The organism is Myroides injenensis M09-0166 (genome assembly GCF_000246945.1).
Classification (GTDB): Bacteria; Bacteroidota; Bacteroidia; order Flavobacteriales; family Flavobacteriaceae; genus Flavobacterium; species Flavobacterium injenense.
The window spans coordinates 99941-116642 of the sequence record NZ_BAEX01000001.1 but is presented as its reverse complement, the minus strand read 5'-3'; the positions used below and the strand labels follow the sequence as shown (position 1 = coordinate 116642).

Sequence of the window (16702 nt, the reverse complement as noted above, 5' to 3'; positions counted from 1 at the left end):
TTTTTTTATGCTGTAAAATTTCACTTGCCTTCATTTGACAAATCCCATATGCTTTTATTAAGCTAAGGAGTTTTTAGTATTGTAAATACCGATATACCACTAACAATCAGTAACATACTAATCTTATTTAGAAAAAATAAATATAATATTGTTTTATATCATTATCTTATTTATTTTTGTTCTAAATTAATTTAACGATATAACTAATTAAAGATGAAGCTAACAAAACTTTTTACAGCATTTGCTGTTATGGCCTTTTTGATAACAGGGTGTTCTAGTGATGATAATAATGAAATTCTAAGACCTGATAATAAAGATCAGGTAGAAGTTCCATCAGGTCTACCTATTACTGGAAAATATATTTTTCCACATACAGAAGCAATGCCTCTACCTTTTACATTTACCAAAGATAAGATTGTAATCACCTATAAAGATGACAAATCTTCTCAAGATGAAGTATATGATATACATAAAGTATACAAAAACTCAACTAACATTATTAAAGCAGTAACATCTAAAAAAGATGTTGAAGGATTTAAGGTATTCTTCTTTAGAAATGAAACTGAGGAAGGTGTAGAAATCAATATGGATTACGATTTTGAAAAAGAAGAAGATGCAATTAAAGCAGCATTTCCACTAGACCAAACTAAAGCTCGCATAAATGTAAGAATAGACAACCCTCATGGAAATATGAAATTTGGTTGGTTGAAATTAAGAAAAGAAAAAGAAGGTTTTAATTTAGATAAACTTAAAGGTGATTATGGTACAGTGAAATTAGGACAAGGGGGAATTGCACAATATGTATTTAGTTTAGGAAATGAAGAAGAAGCTTTTATATTTATGGTTGAGGATGAAGCATCAGCATCATTCAAACTTAAAAAAGTAGCAGAAGATGATACTATTGGTCAATTAATTTATGAAGTAACTGGTTCAACAGGATATTACGCGGGAAGAACTGGTCAATTCTTAACGATCTATGCCAAAGATATTTCTGAAACAGGAGACAAAGCTACTTTTGCAATTGCAACTAAAGATGGAAGTGGATCAGTAGCTGGTAGTAAAGGAGATATAGTTGGCAAAACAATTGAAGAAGCAAAAACAATTAAAGCTCCAGAAGCTGATAAAGTTTGGAAAGAAGATATGATGTCTTATGCTCATGCTTGGATTCCAACAACAAGAAAATAATTTTCTGAATATTGATTTTAAGCAAAAAAGGTGTTGAAGCTTTTACTTCAACACCTTTTTTATTTTAGTCTATTTTCCTACTCAATCTTTAACGAGTGATACAATTCTAAAGCTTTGCCGTCTGTCAACATAGAAACAAAATGACAAACATTCATCAATCGTTCATATAAACTTTCACTCTCCAAGTGATATTTCTCTGGTAATAACTTTAACACCAACGAGTCATAATGTGTTTCTTCCCCGTAATATTTATTATTCACAGCAGTTATAAAACTTTCTAATAGTGTATGAATTACTTTATAACCAATAATCTCTTTCTCTATTACTTCCTTACTTTGATATACATTGTTTATACTAACAGCCAATATATCTTTCATTTGTGCGATATAAGAGCACTTCTCCGTTAAAGCATAAGGAAATTCACCATTGAGTATTTTCTCCTCATTATCAATGAATATACGCGTTACATCTTGAATTAGACTACCAATAGCTAATGCTCTTAAGTAACTAACTCTATCTTCTTTTGACTGTAATTGTGAATAGGTTTGAGGATTAATATTATTCTGTACAATCTTGATTAAAAACTCTAAAGCATGTTCTTCAGGAATCCATCCTAAATTAATTCCATCTTCAAAGTCAATAATTGTATAGCAGATATCATCAGCAGCCTCTACTAAATACGCTAAAGGATGACGGTGGAAAGCAGTCTGTAAACGGTCTTCTTTCATTAATAATCCCAGCTCTGACACTACATCGATAAAAGCTTCTTTATCTCCTTGAAAAAAACCAAACTTCTTATCAGATATATCTCTTGTTGGTTTCTTAGGCAAACTTTCTTTGGGATACTTCATAAAAGCACCTAAAGTTGCATACGAAATGCGCAACCCACCTATTACACCTGGTCGAGATTTTGTCAATACAGAAAACCCATTGGCATTCCCTTCAAAATCAATAAGATCCTGCCATTCTTTATCAGTTAATTCACTTTGATATTGACTTCCTTTTCCTTTGCTAAAGAAATCACCAATAGCTTTTTCTCCAGAATGTCCAAAAGGTGGATTACCAATATCGTGAGCTAAAGATGCTGCAGCTACTATTGCACCAAAATCATTAACAGTATAACCGTATTCTTCTGCTAGATAAGTATATTTATTTAACAATCGTTCTCCCACATTTCGACCAAGAGACCTTCCTACAACAGATACTTCTAAACTATGTGTTAACCGTGTATGTACAAAATCTGTTTTAGACAAAGGGATAACTTGCGTTTTATCTTGTAAACTTCTAAATGGAGAAGAGAATATAATTCTATCATAATCCACTTCAAAACCATTACGAGTTTGACTTTCATCTAATCTATGTCTTATAAATGTATCACCGTGTTTCTTTAACGATAATAGTTTTTCCCATTTCATCATAAGTGAAAAAATTAAATAACTATATGCTTATAGCCCTAAGGCAATTTGACTATTAATAATATTATCCTTTACTGCTCTTTGCACAAGATTCTTTGCTTCTGCATAAGAGATATCATATACACGTTCAAACGTTCTATATTCATCTGGATATGCACTTAAAAGTTTATCGTAAAAAATATCTAAAGCTTCTTTATTTGGTGCTGTGTATTCTAATTGTAATTCAAATCGACGACGTAAAGCTTCATCTATCATATGAATTTGATTAGTTGCAGCCATAAGAATTGACTTTTGTGGAAGATTGTCAATCAATTGAAGAATAGCATTAACAACCCTCTTCATTTCACTATTATCTTTGTTATCATAATCTCTAATTTGACCTAACGAATCAAATTCATCAAAAAATAACACAGCACTTTCATATTGAATTTCTTTAAACAGACTTTCAATATTCTTTGCAGTTTCACCTAGCTTAGAAGATACGATAGTCGCTAGGTTAACTATAATTAGTTTCTTATCTAGATATTTCGCTATTGCTTTAGCAGTCATTGTCTTACCGCATCCTGTCTTACCATATAACAATATCTTATTGCTGACAGGTAATTCATATTTCATTAAAATTTCGCGATACTTGTATTCTCTTAAAAATTGCTCTATTTCGCGCTTGACATTATCATTAAACATAACGTCATCTAACGAAATCTTTGTGCGGTCAATATAGTACAAAGAACTCATAATGGTAAATAAATATTTAGTGTGTTGATAGTTAATTCTTGGTTAGAACCATTTGTGCGAACAACAAATATACTGCTTAATTTAAACAGAAAATAACAGTACAAAAATAAGATATAAACAAACTAAGTATTTACGATAATTACTCATAAACTAAATACTCTAAAGCATCTAAAAACACTAGCTATCAGTATTAAATATTAAAAAAAATGAGAACGAATAGTGATTCTATATAATATCATCTTTCCTTCTTTATCTCTGTAAAAATTAAAATGATTAGATCTTGACTTTTTATCTTTCTTTTCCTTGATTATCAATTCAAATACAGGAAACAATTGCATTCGCCACACATTAGAGTCATTAAAATATATATTAAAATCCGATGGCTCGATCTGTCCATCATCTACATAGCCACCCCAAGTATCCTCATGTATTTGCAGCTCACATTTATCTGCATTATTTTCTCTAGCAATCTCAAATAAACTACTAATACTTTCTTGGTAATTATTTAAAAATTCTTCTTTAGTTATTCTGTTATACCTTCCAATTTCTTTACCTTTTATTTCTATTACTACTTCAAGATGATCTGAAAGGTATTTCTTCCATTTATTACCTTTAGTTGCCGGTAAGAACTGTTTATTTACAAAATATTCAAATGACTTCTCAAGATTAAGAAAACTATAATATTTCCCATTCTTCCCTTTAAAACAATCATAACGACCATCATCAAAAGGTTTATCAGTAATCTTAACACTATACATATCTAACACAACGTTTGGCTCGCTAATGCTGTCTATTAAAATTTCATTTTTAATATTCAATAGTGAAGTTTTACCTCCAGTCCATACCCAATGTTCTTTATTATTTCCTAAGAATTCTTTTTTTGCACCAAGAAGTCCATAAACCATCCCATTATAAACTCTAGACAAATCAGAATAAATAGCGGGTATAGTAATCTCTCCATATTCGTTTAACAATCCTACTAATTTAGTTTCTTTATTAATAAAACGAATGTATCCTTCATTCTCAAAATCAGGACTCCCCACATCATAAAAATAAACTTGATCTCTATCAATTCTTTTATCTCGATCCTTTCTATCTTTTATTAAGTAATAAATTTCATAACCATCTTCTACATCATCCATAATTGTACGAATACGATGTGATGAAAATAAAGATTGCGTAATATCTTTCTTAGTTCCATCTATAAAGGTAATTTCTTGAGCAACACAACTTGTAATATTTATTAATAAAATACCTACTAACACAATAAACTTTCTCATTCTATTTATTTAATATACCATAAAATTAATGGAATCTTCTTTAATATCCATAGATATTAAAGTAAAAATCCCAATACTAAATTTAGTATTGGGATTTTTAAAGATTTACCTTTATGATTTTAAGAACCACACATTTCACAATCATCATCATTCTCTGACGCTAAACGTGATTTTTCAATCATAGTTCTATATTCATCTTGATTAATTTCTTCAACAATTACATTTTGTATCTTTTTTTGATTATCTAGTGTAAACTTAATAGCATCTACAGCTGATTTTGTTCTTAAATAATACATACCAGTTTTTAATCCAGACTTCCAAGCATAAAAATGCATAGATGTTAACTTAGCATAATTAGCTCCTTCCATAAATAAGTTAAGAGATTGTGATTGATCTATAAAATACCCTCTCTCTTTAGCCATATCAATAATATCTTTCATACTCAATTCCCAAACTGTTTTATATAATTCGCGAATATCAGCTGGTATATAATCAATATGTTGAATAGAGCCATTAGCTCTCATTATTTCTTGCTTTAAATCTTCATTCCACAATCCTAATTCAACCAAATCTTTTAATAAATGCTTATTTACAATAATAAACTCTCCTGATAAAACCCTTCTAGTATATATATTAGAAGTATAAGGTTCAAAAGCTTCATTATTTCCTAAAATTTGTGAAGTAGAAGCAGTAGGCATAGGGGCTAATAACAAGGAATTACGAACTCCATGCTCTATCACTTTTCTACGCAATTCATTCCAGTCCCATCTTCCACTTAACTCATCATCATTTATTCCCCACAGATTAAATTGAAACTCTCCTTTTGATATTGGTGAGCCTTCAAAAGTAGAATAAGGCCCTTCTTCTATTGCCAACTCCATAGATGCAGTCACAGCAGCAAAATAAATCGTTTCAAAAATATCTTTATTCAATTTTTTAGCAGCATCATTTGTAAAAGGTAGTCGCAACATAATAAAAGCATCTGCAAGACCTTGAACCCCTAATCCGACAGGACGATGCTTCATATTTGAATTTCTAGCTTCTTCAACAGGGTAATAATTTCTGTCAATTACTCTATTTAAGTTACGCGTAATTCGCTTGGTTACATCATATAAAAACTGGTGATTAAACTCTCCATTTTCTATAAACATAGGTAAAGAAATAGAAGCTAAATTACATACAGCAACTTCATCTGGAGATGTATACTCCATAATCTCAGTACATAAATTAGAAGAGCGAATCACACCAAGATTCTTTTGATTTGACTTAGCATTAGCGGCATCCTTATAAAGCATATAGGGTGTTCCTGTCTCTATCTGTGCTTCTAATATTGCCTCCCAAAGTTCACGTGCTTTGATAGTTCGGCGACCTTTCCCAGCATTTTCATAAGATATATAAAGCTTTTCAAATTCGTCACCATAAACATCACATAATCCAGGACATTCATTAGGGCACATTAATGTCCATTTATCATCAGCTTCAACTCGCTTCATGAAGAGGTCATTTAACCACAAGGCCAAGAACAAATCTCTTGCTCTCATTTCTTCTTTACCATGGTTTTTTCTTAGCTCAATAAACTCAAAAATATCTGCATGCCAAGGCTCTAAATAAATTGCAAAACTTCCTTTTCGCTTTCCTCCTCCTTGATCTACATATCTTGCAGTATCATTAAACACACGTAACATAGGAACAATTCCATTAGACGTTCCATTAGTTCCACGGATATATGATCCAGTTGCTCTTACATTGTGAATAGATAAACCAATACCTCCAGCTGACTGAGATATATTAGCTGTTTGTTTTAATGTGTCATATATTCCTTCTATACTGTCATCTTTCATAGTTAATAAGAAACAAGATGACATCTGTGGTTTTGGAGTACCTGAATTAAATAATGTAGGAGTTGCATGCGTAAAGAATTTCTTAGACATTAGTTCATATGTTTCAATTACTGAGTCAATGTCATCTAAATGAATCCCAACAGCTACACGCATTAGCATATGTTGAGGACGTTCTACTATCTGCCCATTTAATTTTAATAAATAAGAGCGCTCCAGAGTTTTAAAACCAAAATAATCATAATTAAAATCGCGCTGATAAATTATAGTAGAGTCTAATCTCTCAGCATTATCTTTGATAACCTTATACACATCATCAGCTATTAAAGGAGCTTCTTGATTAGTTCTAGGATTAATATAATTATATAAATCATCGACAACTTCTGAAAATACCTTCTTCGTGTTTTTATGTAAATTTGAAACCGCTATTCTTGCCGCTAATAACGCATAGTCAGGGTGTGATACTGTCATAGAGGCTGCAGTTTCTGCCGCTAAATTATCCAATTCGGATGTAGAAACACCATCATATAAGCCTTCAATTACTCGCATCGCTACTTTAACGGGGTCAACTAGCTCATTTAATTCATAACAAAGAATCCTTATTCTATCTGTAATTTTATCAAACATTACAGGTTCTCTTCTACCGTCTCTTTTTACTACGTACATAATATAAAATCTCCTTTCTTATAAATTAAAAATCTGCATCAAAACTTATCTTGTTTCCACCTTCTTCTTTAGAAATTACGCCTGCTTTTTGGTATTCAGAGACTCTCTTTTCAAAAAAGTTAGTCTTCCCTTGTAGCGAAATCATATCCATAAAATCAAAAGGATTTGATACATTATATTCTTTTTCACATCCAAGTTCTACAAGTAGTCGATCAGTTACAAATTCAAGATATTGTGTCATTAAACCAGCATTCATACCTATTAAACTAACAGGCAATGATTCAGTAATAAATTCACGTTCAATATTTAATGCATTAACCAATATTTCTCTAATGCGTTCTTTAGGTACTTTATTAATCAAATGGTGGTTGTGTAGATGAACAGCAAAATCACAGTGCACTCCTTCATCTCTAGATATTAACTCATTTGAAAAAGTTAACCCTGGCATTAGTCCACGTTTTTTCAACCAAAAAATAGAACAAAATGCTCCTGAGAAGAAGATTCCTTCCACAGCTGCAAAGGCAATTAATCTCTCGGCGAATGATTCTGATTCTATCCATTTTAATGCCCAATCAGCCTTTTTCTTTATTGCTGGAAATACATCAATAGCTCTAAATAACTTATCTTTTTCCTCTTCATTTTTTACGTAGGTATCTATAAGAAGTGAATAGGTTTCACTATGAATATTTTCCATCATTATTTGAAACCCATAAAAAAACTTAGCTTCTGGATATTGCACTTCATTAACAAAATTCTCAGCTAAATTCTCATTTACAATGCCATCAGAAGCCGCAAAAAATGCAAGAATATGTTTTATAAAATAACGCTCATCCTCATTTAATTTATTATTCCAATCTGATAAATCCTGATGTAAATCGATTTCTTCAGCTGTCCAAAAACTAGCTTCCATTTTTTTATACCAATCCCAAATATCATGATGTTTAATTGGAAATATAACAAAGCGGTTTTTGTTTTCAGTTAAAATTGGTTCTTGAATAGCCATATTAATTGATTCTAAAAAGGTTAATGATTGAGATAAATTCTTTATCCCTCTTCTACAAATATTGGTCTTTTTTACTCATAAAAAAAGTATAGGCACCCTATACTTATTCACAAACCAAGTAAGTTATTAACACACATTAGGAATCAACAACTTACACAACACATTAAAATACAATCATTTAACAATGAATATAATTAGAGTTTTCATGTACTAACCCAGTGCTTTCAAGGGGTAGAGCAAATTGAAACCCAAAAATTATTAAAGTAAATTTGTCAGTTGTTTTTTACTTGTCGACTATAAGTATTCTTCTATATAAACTTTTAACTTTTCACTAATCCACTTATAACCTAAAGCATTAGGGTGAACTCCATCTCTAGATAACAGTTCCTCCTTTTGCATTTCAAATTCTGAATACAAATTAATAAGCATTACACAATTACTTTTAGCTACTTCCTTAATCTCTGCATTGTACAATCTTACTTTTTCATTTGTTCTTATTTTACCTGCAGGAGATAACTTTCCTTCAATAGCATTAGAAATAGGAAGAATACTTATTAAAAACACTTTATCGCTGGTCTTTTGAGCTATTTTAATAGCTGTATCCAAATTGCTATTAAATTGCTTTGGCGACACAGTAATCTCATCATTTTTTACAGCTAAATCATTTGCACCATAGAATAAAAAAATAAGGTTTTCTTCCTTAGATGTTCTAGCCTTTATTTCTACTTCTATCCTATCCAATAATCCCTTTGTTGTTTCACCTCCTATTCCCAAATTAAAAACGTTAACCTCATTGGCATTTCCGTCATAAAACTTATCATAACAATAGCGCTTTAAAATATCTACCCATCCGCCAAATGTACCATCATATTCCCCGAACGTAATGCTATCACCAAAAAACAAACAATTAGTTGATTTCATACTTTTCAATTTTTATATTTTAGTAAAAGAATAAAAAAAAACGACAACTTACATAAGTTGTCGTTTTATATTTTAGAGTTTTTAAACTATTAAAGTTCTAATGCTCTTTTTGGGTCATTATCCATTAACAATTCTACTGGATTCTCTAAAGCTTCTTTAATAGCTACTAAGAAACCAACTGACTCACGTCCATCAATGATTCTGTGGTCATAAGATAACGCTAAATACATCATTGGGTGAATCACCACTTGACCATCTACAGCGATAGGACGCTCTATAATATTGTGCATACCTAAAATTGCAGATTGTGGAGGGTTAATAATAGGAGTTGATAACATTGATCCAAATACACCACCATTAGTGATTGTAAAAGTACCACCTGTCATTTCATCTACAGTAATTTGCCCATCGCGAGCTCTAAGTGCTAAACGTTTAATCTCAGCTTCGATTCCACGGAAAGATAATAACTCTGCATTTCTAACTACTGGTACCATTAAACCTTTAGGTCCAGATACAGCAATAGAAACGTCACAGAAATCATATTTAATTTGCTCTTGTCCATCAATCATTGAGTTAACGTCTGGATACATTTGAAGCGCACGAGTAACAGCTTTAGTAAAGAAAGACATAAAACCAAGGCTCACACCATGTTTTGCTTTAAATGCCTCTTTATACTCATTTCTTAATTTATTGATATTAGTCAAGTCAACTTCATTAAATGTAGTTAACATAGCTGTAGTATTTTTAGCTTCTACTAAACGCTCAGCTACTTTACGACGTAACATTGACATTTTTTTACGCTCTTCTCTTCTAGGACCTCCTGTTGGTGTACCCATTGAATGTTTAGCGTTTAATGCATCTTCTTTAGTAATTCTACCATCTTTACCTGTACCAGAAACAGTAGCAGGATTAATGTTTTTCTCATCTAAAATTTTCTTAGCTGCAGGTGATGCACTACCTGTTGCATAAGTTGAAGCAGGAGCTGCTGCAACTGGTTCTGCTTTTGGAGCTTCAGCTTTAGGAGCCTCAGCAGCTGGTTTAGCCTCTGTAGAAGCGCCTCCTGCAGGTTTTGCTGCACTCATATCAATTAGACACACTACTTGACCTACTGCTACTGCGTCACCTTCTTCTGCTTTTAAAGTAATGATACCACTTTCTTCTGCAGGTAACTCTAGAGTTGCTTTATCTGAATCTACTTCAGCAATAGCTTGGTCTTTTTCAACGTAATCTCCATCTTTAACTAACCAAGTAGCGATTTCAACCTCTGTAATTGATTCACCTGGCGAAGGAACTTTCATTTCTAAGATGCTCATCTGTATATTCTTTTATTAAATATTGTTGTGTAAAAATACGATTTTTTAATTATAAATTTTTGTCAAAAACTTTAGCGATTGCATATGCATAACGTTTTTTAGAGCGAACAGCACTTCCTGATGCAGGTGCACTATAAGCTTTAGTTCCTGCATAACGCAATGGTTTTTCATCAAAATTCATTAACATATATCCATAAGCTCCCATATTTTTAGGCTCTTCTTGTGCCCATACATAGTCATCTACATTTGGATATTTAGCTATAATCTCACTTATGCGTTCTATCGGTAATGGGAACAATTGTTCGATACGAATAAATGCAATATCATTTCTTCCTAATTCTTCACGTTTCGCTACCAAATCGTAATAGAATTTACCACTACAGAACACTAGAGATTTTACATCTTTAGCCTCTACTCCATGATCGTCGATTACATATTGGAATTCTCCTTCTGTAAAATCACTAATTGGAGAAACAGCAGCTGGAAGTCTTAAAAGACTTTTTGGAGACATATTTATTAATGGCTTTCTGAAGTCAGTCACCATTTGACGTCTTAATAAATGGAAGAAGTTTGCAGGAGTTGTACAGTTAGTTACATACATATTATGCTCTCCACATAACTGTAAATAACGCTCTAAACGAGCTGAAGAGTGTTCTGCTCCTTGGTTTTCATAACCATGAGGCAATAACATTACAATTCCATTTTGACTTGTCCATTTATCTTCCGCAGCAGAAATATATTGATCCATCATGATCTGAGCTCCATTAGAGAAATCTCCAAATTGTGCTTCCCAGATAGTCAATGTATTTGGTGCAGTTAATGCATATCCATACTCAAAACCTAATACAGCATACTCAGCTAATAATGAGTTAAAAATTCTCATTTCACCTTGTTGATCAACCAATTTATTCAATAGAATAATTGATTCTTCAGTATCTTCCGTTTTAACTACAGCATGTCGATGCGAGAAAGTTCCACGCTCTACATCTTGACCAGACATACGAACATCATAACCTTCAGTCAATAACGTCCCATAAGCAAGTAACTCACCCATAGCCCAGTCTAATTGACCTTTCTCAAAAAACATCACACGTCTATCATTGACAAGACGTTTTACCTTACTAATAAAGTTTTTATCTTCTGGTAATTGTGTAATAACTTCAGCAACTTCTGTAAGTTCTTTTAATGGAACTTTTGTATCATAATTTGCTAACATTTCTTCACGACCTGCAAGTTTAAAATCTTTCCAATTCTCTTGCATAAATGTTCTAATCTTAGCAAACTCATTTTTACGTGAAGTTTCTAAATCGACTTCTAAAGCATCTTTATATTGTTGTTCTAACGTTTTTACAAAGTTCTCATCAATCACTTTGTTTTCCAATAATCTCGCATTATAAATATTACGAGCATTTGGATGTTTAGAAATCAATTTATATAATACTGGTTGTGTAAATTTAGGTTCATCACCTTCGTTATGACCATATTTACGGTACCCTACTAAATCAATAAATATATCTGTACCGAATTTCATACGGTAGTCTAATGCAAATAAGAACGCAATAACAGCAGCCTCAGTATCATCCGCATTAACGTGTAATACAGGACATTGAGTTACTTTTGCGATATCAGTAGAATAAGTTGATGAGCGACCATCAGTATAATTAGTAGTAAATCCTACTTGGTTATTTAACACTACGTGAATAGTTCCTTGAGTATTATAACCTCTTAGTTTTGCCATTTGAACAATTTCATAAACAATTCCTTGTCCTGAAATTGCAGCATCACCATGTATTGCAATTGGTAAAACTTTTGAAGGGTCAGTACTATATACTAAATCTTGTTTAGCTCTAGCTATACCTTCGATAACTGCTCCAACAGTTTCTAAGTGTGATGGGTTTGGAGTTAAGTTTACATGAACTTCTTTTCCAGATCTTGTTTTTCTTACTGAACTTAGTCCTAAGTGGTATTTTACGTCACCATCAAAACCTTCTACAGTATCATAATCTTTACCGTCAAACTCAGAAAATATTTCTTGTGCAGGCTTTTTGAAAACGTTTGCTAAAACATTTAATCGACCACGGTGAGCCATTCCTACCACAATTTCTTCAACTCCTTTATTAGCAGCTGAGTCTATTAGGAAATCCATTGCTGGTATTGCAGCTTCAAGACCTTCTAAAGAGAAACGTTTTTGCCCAACATATTTGGTGTTCAGGAAGTTTTCAAAAGAAACAGCTTCAATCAGTTTATGAAGAATTTCTTTTTTCTCCTCGTTGTCAAAAGTAGCTTCAAGTGCTTCATAACGGTTTTGAATCCATTCTACAGCCTTCTCATTAGCTATATATTTGTATTCAATTCCTAAAGTCGAACAATAAACTTTTTCTAATTGTGCGATAATTTGCGATAAAGTTGATGTTGGAAGTTGTATTGTTTTAGCAGCTTCAAAGCTAACATTCATATCAGCTTGAGAAAGACCAAACTTCTCTAAACTCAAATCAGGATGTTCTACTTTTCTGTCTCTTAATGGATTTGTTTTAGTTAACAGATGTCCATAAGTTCTGTATGCGTCAATCAAACGTAAAACGGCAAATTCTTTTTGGATTTGCTCAAATTTACTTGAATCAGTTGCACTAGTCTTATCATTTGCTGGCGTTGCAGTATAAGCTTGTGCTAGTTGCTCTACAGGCCCATCACTATATTCATTTGCAAAGTCGAATCCTTGAAAGAAAGCTCTCCAGCTAGGTTCTACGCTGTCTGGATTCTCTAAATATTGATCATACAACTGAGCAAAAAATGCAGTATGTGCCGCATTTAAAAAGGAATATCTATCCATAATTTCGTCTAAAGACCTTTTGTTTAAATATTATTATTACAAAAATACAACTCTTTATGAGAATACTATAAACTTTTTATTATTTTTATCTCATAATTATTTTACAAAATGGAAATGCAAAGATTTAACATCAACAGATTGTTGTTTTTTTTATCAATATCATTTTTTTTAATAACCTCTAGTTCTATTATTGCACAAGTTTCTAATAATAACACTAAAAATTACGATTTTAATAAGAGTTGGAAAATAGGTGGAGGCTTTGGTCTTGGGTTCGGAAATGGCTATACTGATATTATGCTAGCTCCTAGTATTTTATATCAAGTAAACCCTTATTTTAGTGCAGGTGTTGGACTACAAGGAAGTTACATAAAAAGCAAAGATAGAGGATATTACATCTCATCTGTAAAAGAGTATGATTCATGGTTATATGGAGGAAGTTTAATCTTTTTATCCAATCCTATTCCTCAATTACAACTCTCAGCAGAATTAGAACAGTTACGTGTAAATAATCGTTATACTTATCACGACCAAACCAAACAAAATGACAACTTTTGGAACACCGCTCTTTTTCTAGGATTAGGGTATAGCAGTGGTCCAGTAACAGTAGGAGTTAGATATAATGTTTTGTATAAAGAGAAAGATATGGTCTACGGTAGTGCTTATATGCCTTTTGTTAGAATGTATTTCTAATAAACACTTTTTGAAATTCTCTCTTAAGAATTAAATAGACAATTTGTTGAAGATATTCATCAATATCTTTACTAGTAATAGCTTCTACATCTTTTTCAGCAACATCAATTCTATACAATAGATTTGAAAATTTTGAAACTGTTGTAGAAGCTAATATTTTTCGCAGTTCATTTTCAACCTGCACAACTAGTTCTGTGGCATTTTGAGCTGTAAAAATAATAGATGTATCAACACTTGTTTGAAAATCTTTTTGCACTTGCAAAACTAAATCAACAAACAGCTTTTGATTGTCTAAATGCTGTTCTAAATATTTTACAGTAGTTTGTAACATATTATACCCTTCTATTCATTAGCTCATGACTGAAAGTTCTTAATTGTTCTTTCTTGTCCTCTGCTAAATCCATAGTTTCTAAAATATTTAAGGCAGTTTCTGTATAGTCCTCTATTAATTTTTGAGATTCTTTCGCTGATCCAGTTGAAAGAAATAATTCTTTTACTCTCTTTATTTTTTCAGCTTCATTTACTGTATTGGTAGAAAAAAGACCTTCTAATTCATGTTTCTCACTTTCTTTAGCATTTAGTAATGCTTTCAGGTAAAGAAATGTCTTTTTATTCTCTAATATATCTCCTCCAATAGTTTTTCCAAAGGTAGCCTCATCTCCAAATGCATCTAAATAATCATCTTGTAATTGAAAAGCTATTCCTAAATTCAAACCAAAATCATATATTTTTTCACTATTCTCTTGTGTTGTTCCAGCGACAATAGCCCCCATCTTCAATGCTGCAGCTACTAAAACAGCCGTTTTAAACTTAATCATTTGAATATATTCTGGAATAGTAACATCATTTCTATTCTCAAAACAAATATCCCATTGTTGCCCTTCACAAACTTCAATAGCAGTTTTACTAAACAACTTAGCTAAATCTCTAAAAACAATTGGCTCATAATGTTCAAAATACTGATAAGCCAAAATCAACATTGCATCACCTGATAAAATAGCTGTATTTATGTCCCACTTTTCATGAACAGTTTGATGTCCTCTACGCAAAGGTGCATCATCCATAATATCATCATGCATCAATGAAAAATTGTGAAACAATTCAATTGCAGTTGCAGCATAAATAGCTTTCTTGGGGTCAATCCCAAAAACATCTGCTGCCATAAGTGTAAGTACAGGACGAATTTGTTTTCCCCCTAAGGATAAAATATATGAAATAGGTTCGTAAAGTTCTTTTGGCGTTCCTGATAAAGATATTGAATCAATAAACTCTGAAATTTGTTCTTTGTATTTTACTATTGATTGCATTTTGTTAATTTTTTGCGTAAAAATACGTGTTTTTTTTGAAGTTCACTCTTTAGTTTAGCCTTTTTACCTTTTGACAATATCACTATAATTTACATTTAAACAATATATTCCACGCTAAAGGATATTATTGGTAAAAAACTTCTAATAATATTTACTACTTGACATCTTCTAACACAAGAAAATAGCAATTTAAAAGTAGTAATAACTCCCCTAAATAATCAAGAATTACAATTTAAATAGAGATGATACTTTTTTAGCATCTTCTTTATTTAACTATCAATTGTTGCATAAGATATATTGTAACTCTCCCCTAGCATTAAACAGCAAATCAAACCTCAACTACTAACAAAATAAGATAAAATTACACCTAAATAATGCACAGCACTTTACCGTATATACAAGAAACTGGTTTACAGTTATTCAACATTCTTTTATTACTATAAACGATATGATTTTTTCAACAGCGCTTCAACAGTTCTTCAAGATTCCTTCAACAAATAGCCTTCTATATGGAGCAATCATGGGGAAGTGTTGAAGAAGTGTTGAAGGATTTAGCTAGAGTCCTTATGAATACTGGCTTTAGCAAGCTTTCCGATTTTAGCCAAATAGATTGTATTTGAGTTAACTTACTATAATTTAACCAGATACACTTTTTAGGATTAAAAAAAAGTAAGGCGTTTTTTTATTTTGTTCAGATAGTTAAAATGTTTACAGAAAGTCAAGATGACTTCAATAACTTAAGACTACTATAAACACTAGATAATAACCTAAAATACCGATACCATTTTACCACCACTTAGTTATACATCTTTAAGCAGGAAACTTCTTAACAAGTTAAAGTTTTCTTAATTAAAGGAAACTTTATAAAAACAAAAAGTTTCCATACTATATTTGCTCTGTCAAAATTTAAAAAAATGGAAACACAAATATTAGAGAAAGCAACAGAAATGTTTTTGGAAAAAGGATTCAAAACAATCACAATGGATGATATTGCTTCTGAATTAAGTATCTCAAAAAAAACCATTTATCAACATTATAGCTCAAAACCAGAACTAATTGAAAAAAGTTTGGCATATATCAATGGAAAATTTATCGCTCAACTTGAAACCACATTAGCTAAGAATCAAGAAGCTATTCCTGAATTATTGTCAGCTCATAAAGATATTGACGAAGTATTTGCTATTAATTGCTCTGCATCTCTCTATGAGTTAAATAAATACTATCCAAAATTAGCGCAGAAACAAAAAGTATTTTACAAAAAGAAATATGTCCACATTATCGAAGATAATTTAGAAAAAGGAATCAAAGAAAAAGTATATAGAGCTAATGTTGATGTAGAATATATTGCACGTTTTCACTTAGCATCTTTAATAGCTATAGACGATATGGACTATTTTCCATCTACAGAATTTGAACACCAAGATATCCACGCTATGCATCTAGAATATCATATTAGGAGTATAGCAACTGAAAAAGGACTCAAACAATTTGAACAATTAATTAAAGACAAGTAAGCTTT

At 31.6% G+C, this 16702-nt stretch carries 13 protein-coding genes; 3 read left to right on the top strand and 10 right to left on the bottom strand.

Going from position 1 to position 16702, the window contains the following annotated elements; translation table 11 throughout:
• Positions 1-213: 213 nt before the first annotated feature.
• Positions 214-1185, top strand: coding sequence for a hypothetical protein (locus RH98_RS00510; RefSeq protein WP_010249310.1), 972 nt, complete (start codon positions 214-216; stop codon positions 1183-1185).
• A 77-nt stretch (positions 1186-1262) separates the two neighbouring features.
• Here RH98_RS00510 and dgt read toward each other — a convergent pair whose 3' ends face one another.
• The 8 genes from dgt to RH98_RS00470 form a co-directional block, all read right to left on the bottom strand.
• Positions 1263-2600: a dGTP triphosphohydrolase gene (gene dgt / locus RH98_RS00505; protein ID WP_010249309.1), complete on the bottom strand. Its 1338-nt coding sequence runs from the start codon at positions 2598-2600 to the stop codon at positions 1263-1265.
• A 30-nt stretch (positions 2601-2630) separates the two neighbouring features.
• Positions 2631-3335 carry an AAA family ATPase gene (locus tag RH98_RS00500; protein WP_010249308.1) on the bottom strand — a complete coding sequence of 235 codons (705 nt, stop codon included), beginning with the start codon at positions 3333-3335 and terminating at the stop codon, positions 2631-2633.
• Positions 3336-3532: 197 nt separating this feature from the next.
• Positions 3533-4615 carry a hypothetical protein gene (locus RH98_RS00495; protein ID WP_010249307.1) on the bottom strand — a complete coding sequence of 361 codons (1083 nt, stop codon included), beginning with the start codon at positions 4613-4615 and terminating at the stop codon, positions 3533-3535.
• A 119-nt stretch (positions 4616-4734) separates the two neighbouring features.
• Complete coding sequence (locus tag RH98_RS00490) at positions 4735-7119, bottom strand: ribonucleoside-diphosphate reductase subunit alpha (protein ID WP_010249306.1); 2385 nt, start codon at positions 7117-7119, stop codon at positions 4735-4737.
• A 25-nt stretch (positions 7120-7144) separates the two neighbouring features.
• Entirely contained in the window at positions 7145-8122 is a 978-nt protein-coding gene (locus tag RH98_RS00485) for a ribonucleotide-diphosphate reductase subunit beta (RefSeq protein WP_010249305.1), read from the bottom strand.
• A 294-nt stretch (positions 8123-8416) separates the two neighbouring features.
• Complete coding sequence (locus RH98_RS00480) at positions 8417-9043, bottom strand: SGNH/GDSL hydrolase family protein (protein ID WP_010249304.1); 627 nt, start codon at positions 9041-9043, stop codon at positions 8417-8419.
• Between the two features lie 89 nt (positions 9044-9132).
• On the bottom strand, positions 9133-10356 hold the full coding sequence (gene odhB, locus RH98_RS00475) for a 2-oxoglutarate dehydrogenase complex dihydrolipoyllysine-residue succinyltransferase (protein WP_010249296.1): 1224 nt from the start codon (positions 10354-10356) through the stop codon (positions 9133-9135).
• Positions 10357-10405: 49 nt separating this feature from the next.
• Positions 10406-13186 carry a 2-oxoglutarate dehydrogenase E1 component gene (locus RH98_RS00470; RefSeq protein ID WP_010249283.1) on the bottom strand — a complete coding sequence of 927 codons (2781 nt, stop codon included), beginning with the start codon at positions 13184-13186 and terminating at the stop codon, positions 10406-10408.
• Positions 13187-13300: 114 nt separating this feature from the next.
• Between RH98_RS00470 and RH98_RS00465 the strand changes: the two genes are divergently transcribed.
• Positions 13301-13876, top strand: coding sequence for a hypothetical protein (locus tag RH98_RS00465; RefSeq protein WP_010249280.1), 576 nt, complete (start codon positions 13301-13303; stop codon positions 13874-13876).
• On the opposite strand, the gene RH98_RS00460 is transcribed toward RH98_RS00465, so the two are convergent.
• Both RH98_RS00460 and RH98_RS00455 read right to left on the bottom strand, forming a co-directional pair.
• Positions 13860-14207 carry a hypothetical protein gene (locus RH98_RS00460; RefSeq protein WP_010249278.1) on the bottom strand — a complete coding sequence of 116 codons (348 nt, stop codon included), beginning with the start codon at positions 14205-14207 and terminating at the stop codon, positions 13860-13862. The two genes, RH98_RS00465 and RH98_RS00460, sit on opposite strands and share 17 nt — an antisense overlap.
• A 1-nt stretch (position 14208) precedes the next feature.
• Positions 14209-15183 carry a polyprenyl synthetase family protein gene (locus RH98_RS00455; RefSeq protein WP_010249276.1) on the bottom strand — a complete coding sequence of 325 codons (975 nt, stop codon included), beginning with the start codon at positions 15181-15183 and terminating at the stop codon, positions 14209-14211.
• Positions 15184-16097: 914 nt separating this feature from the next.
• Between RH98_RS00455 and RH98_RS00450 the strand changes: the two genes are divergently transcribed.
• Positions 16098-16697, top strand: a complete 600-nt coding sequence (locus RH98_RS00450) for a TetR/AcrR family transcriptional regulator (protein ID WP_010249274.1) — start codon at positions 16098-16100, stop codon at positions 16695-16697.
• The last annotated feature ends 5 nt before the right edge of the window (positions 16698-16702 follow it).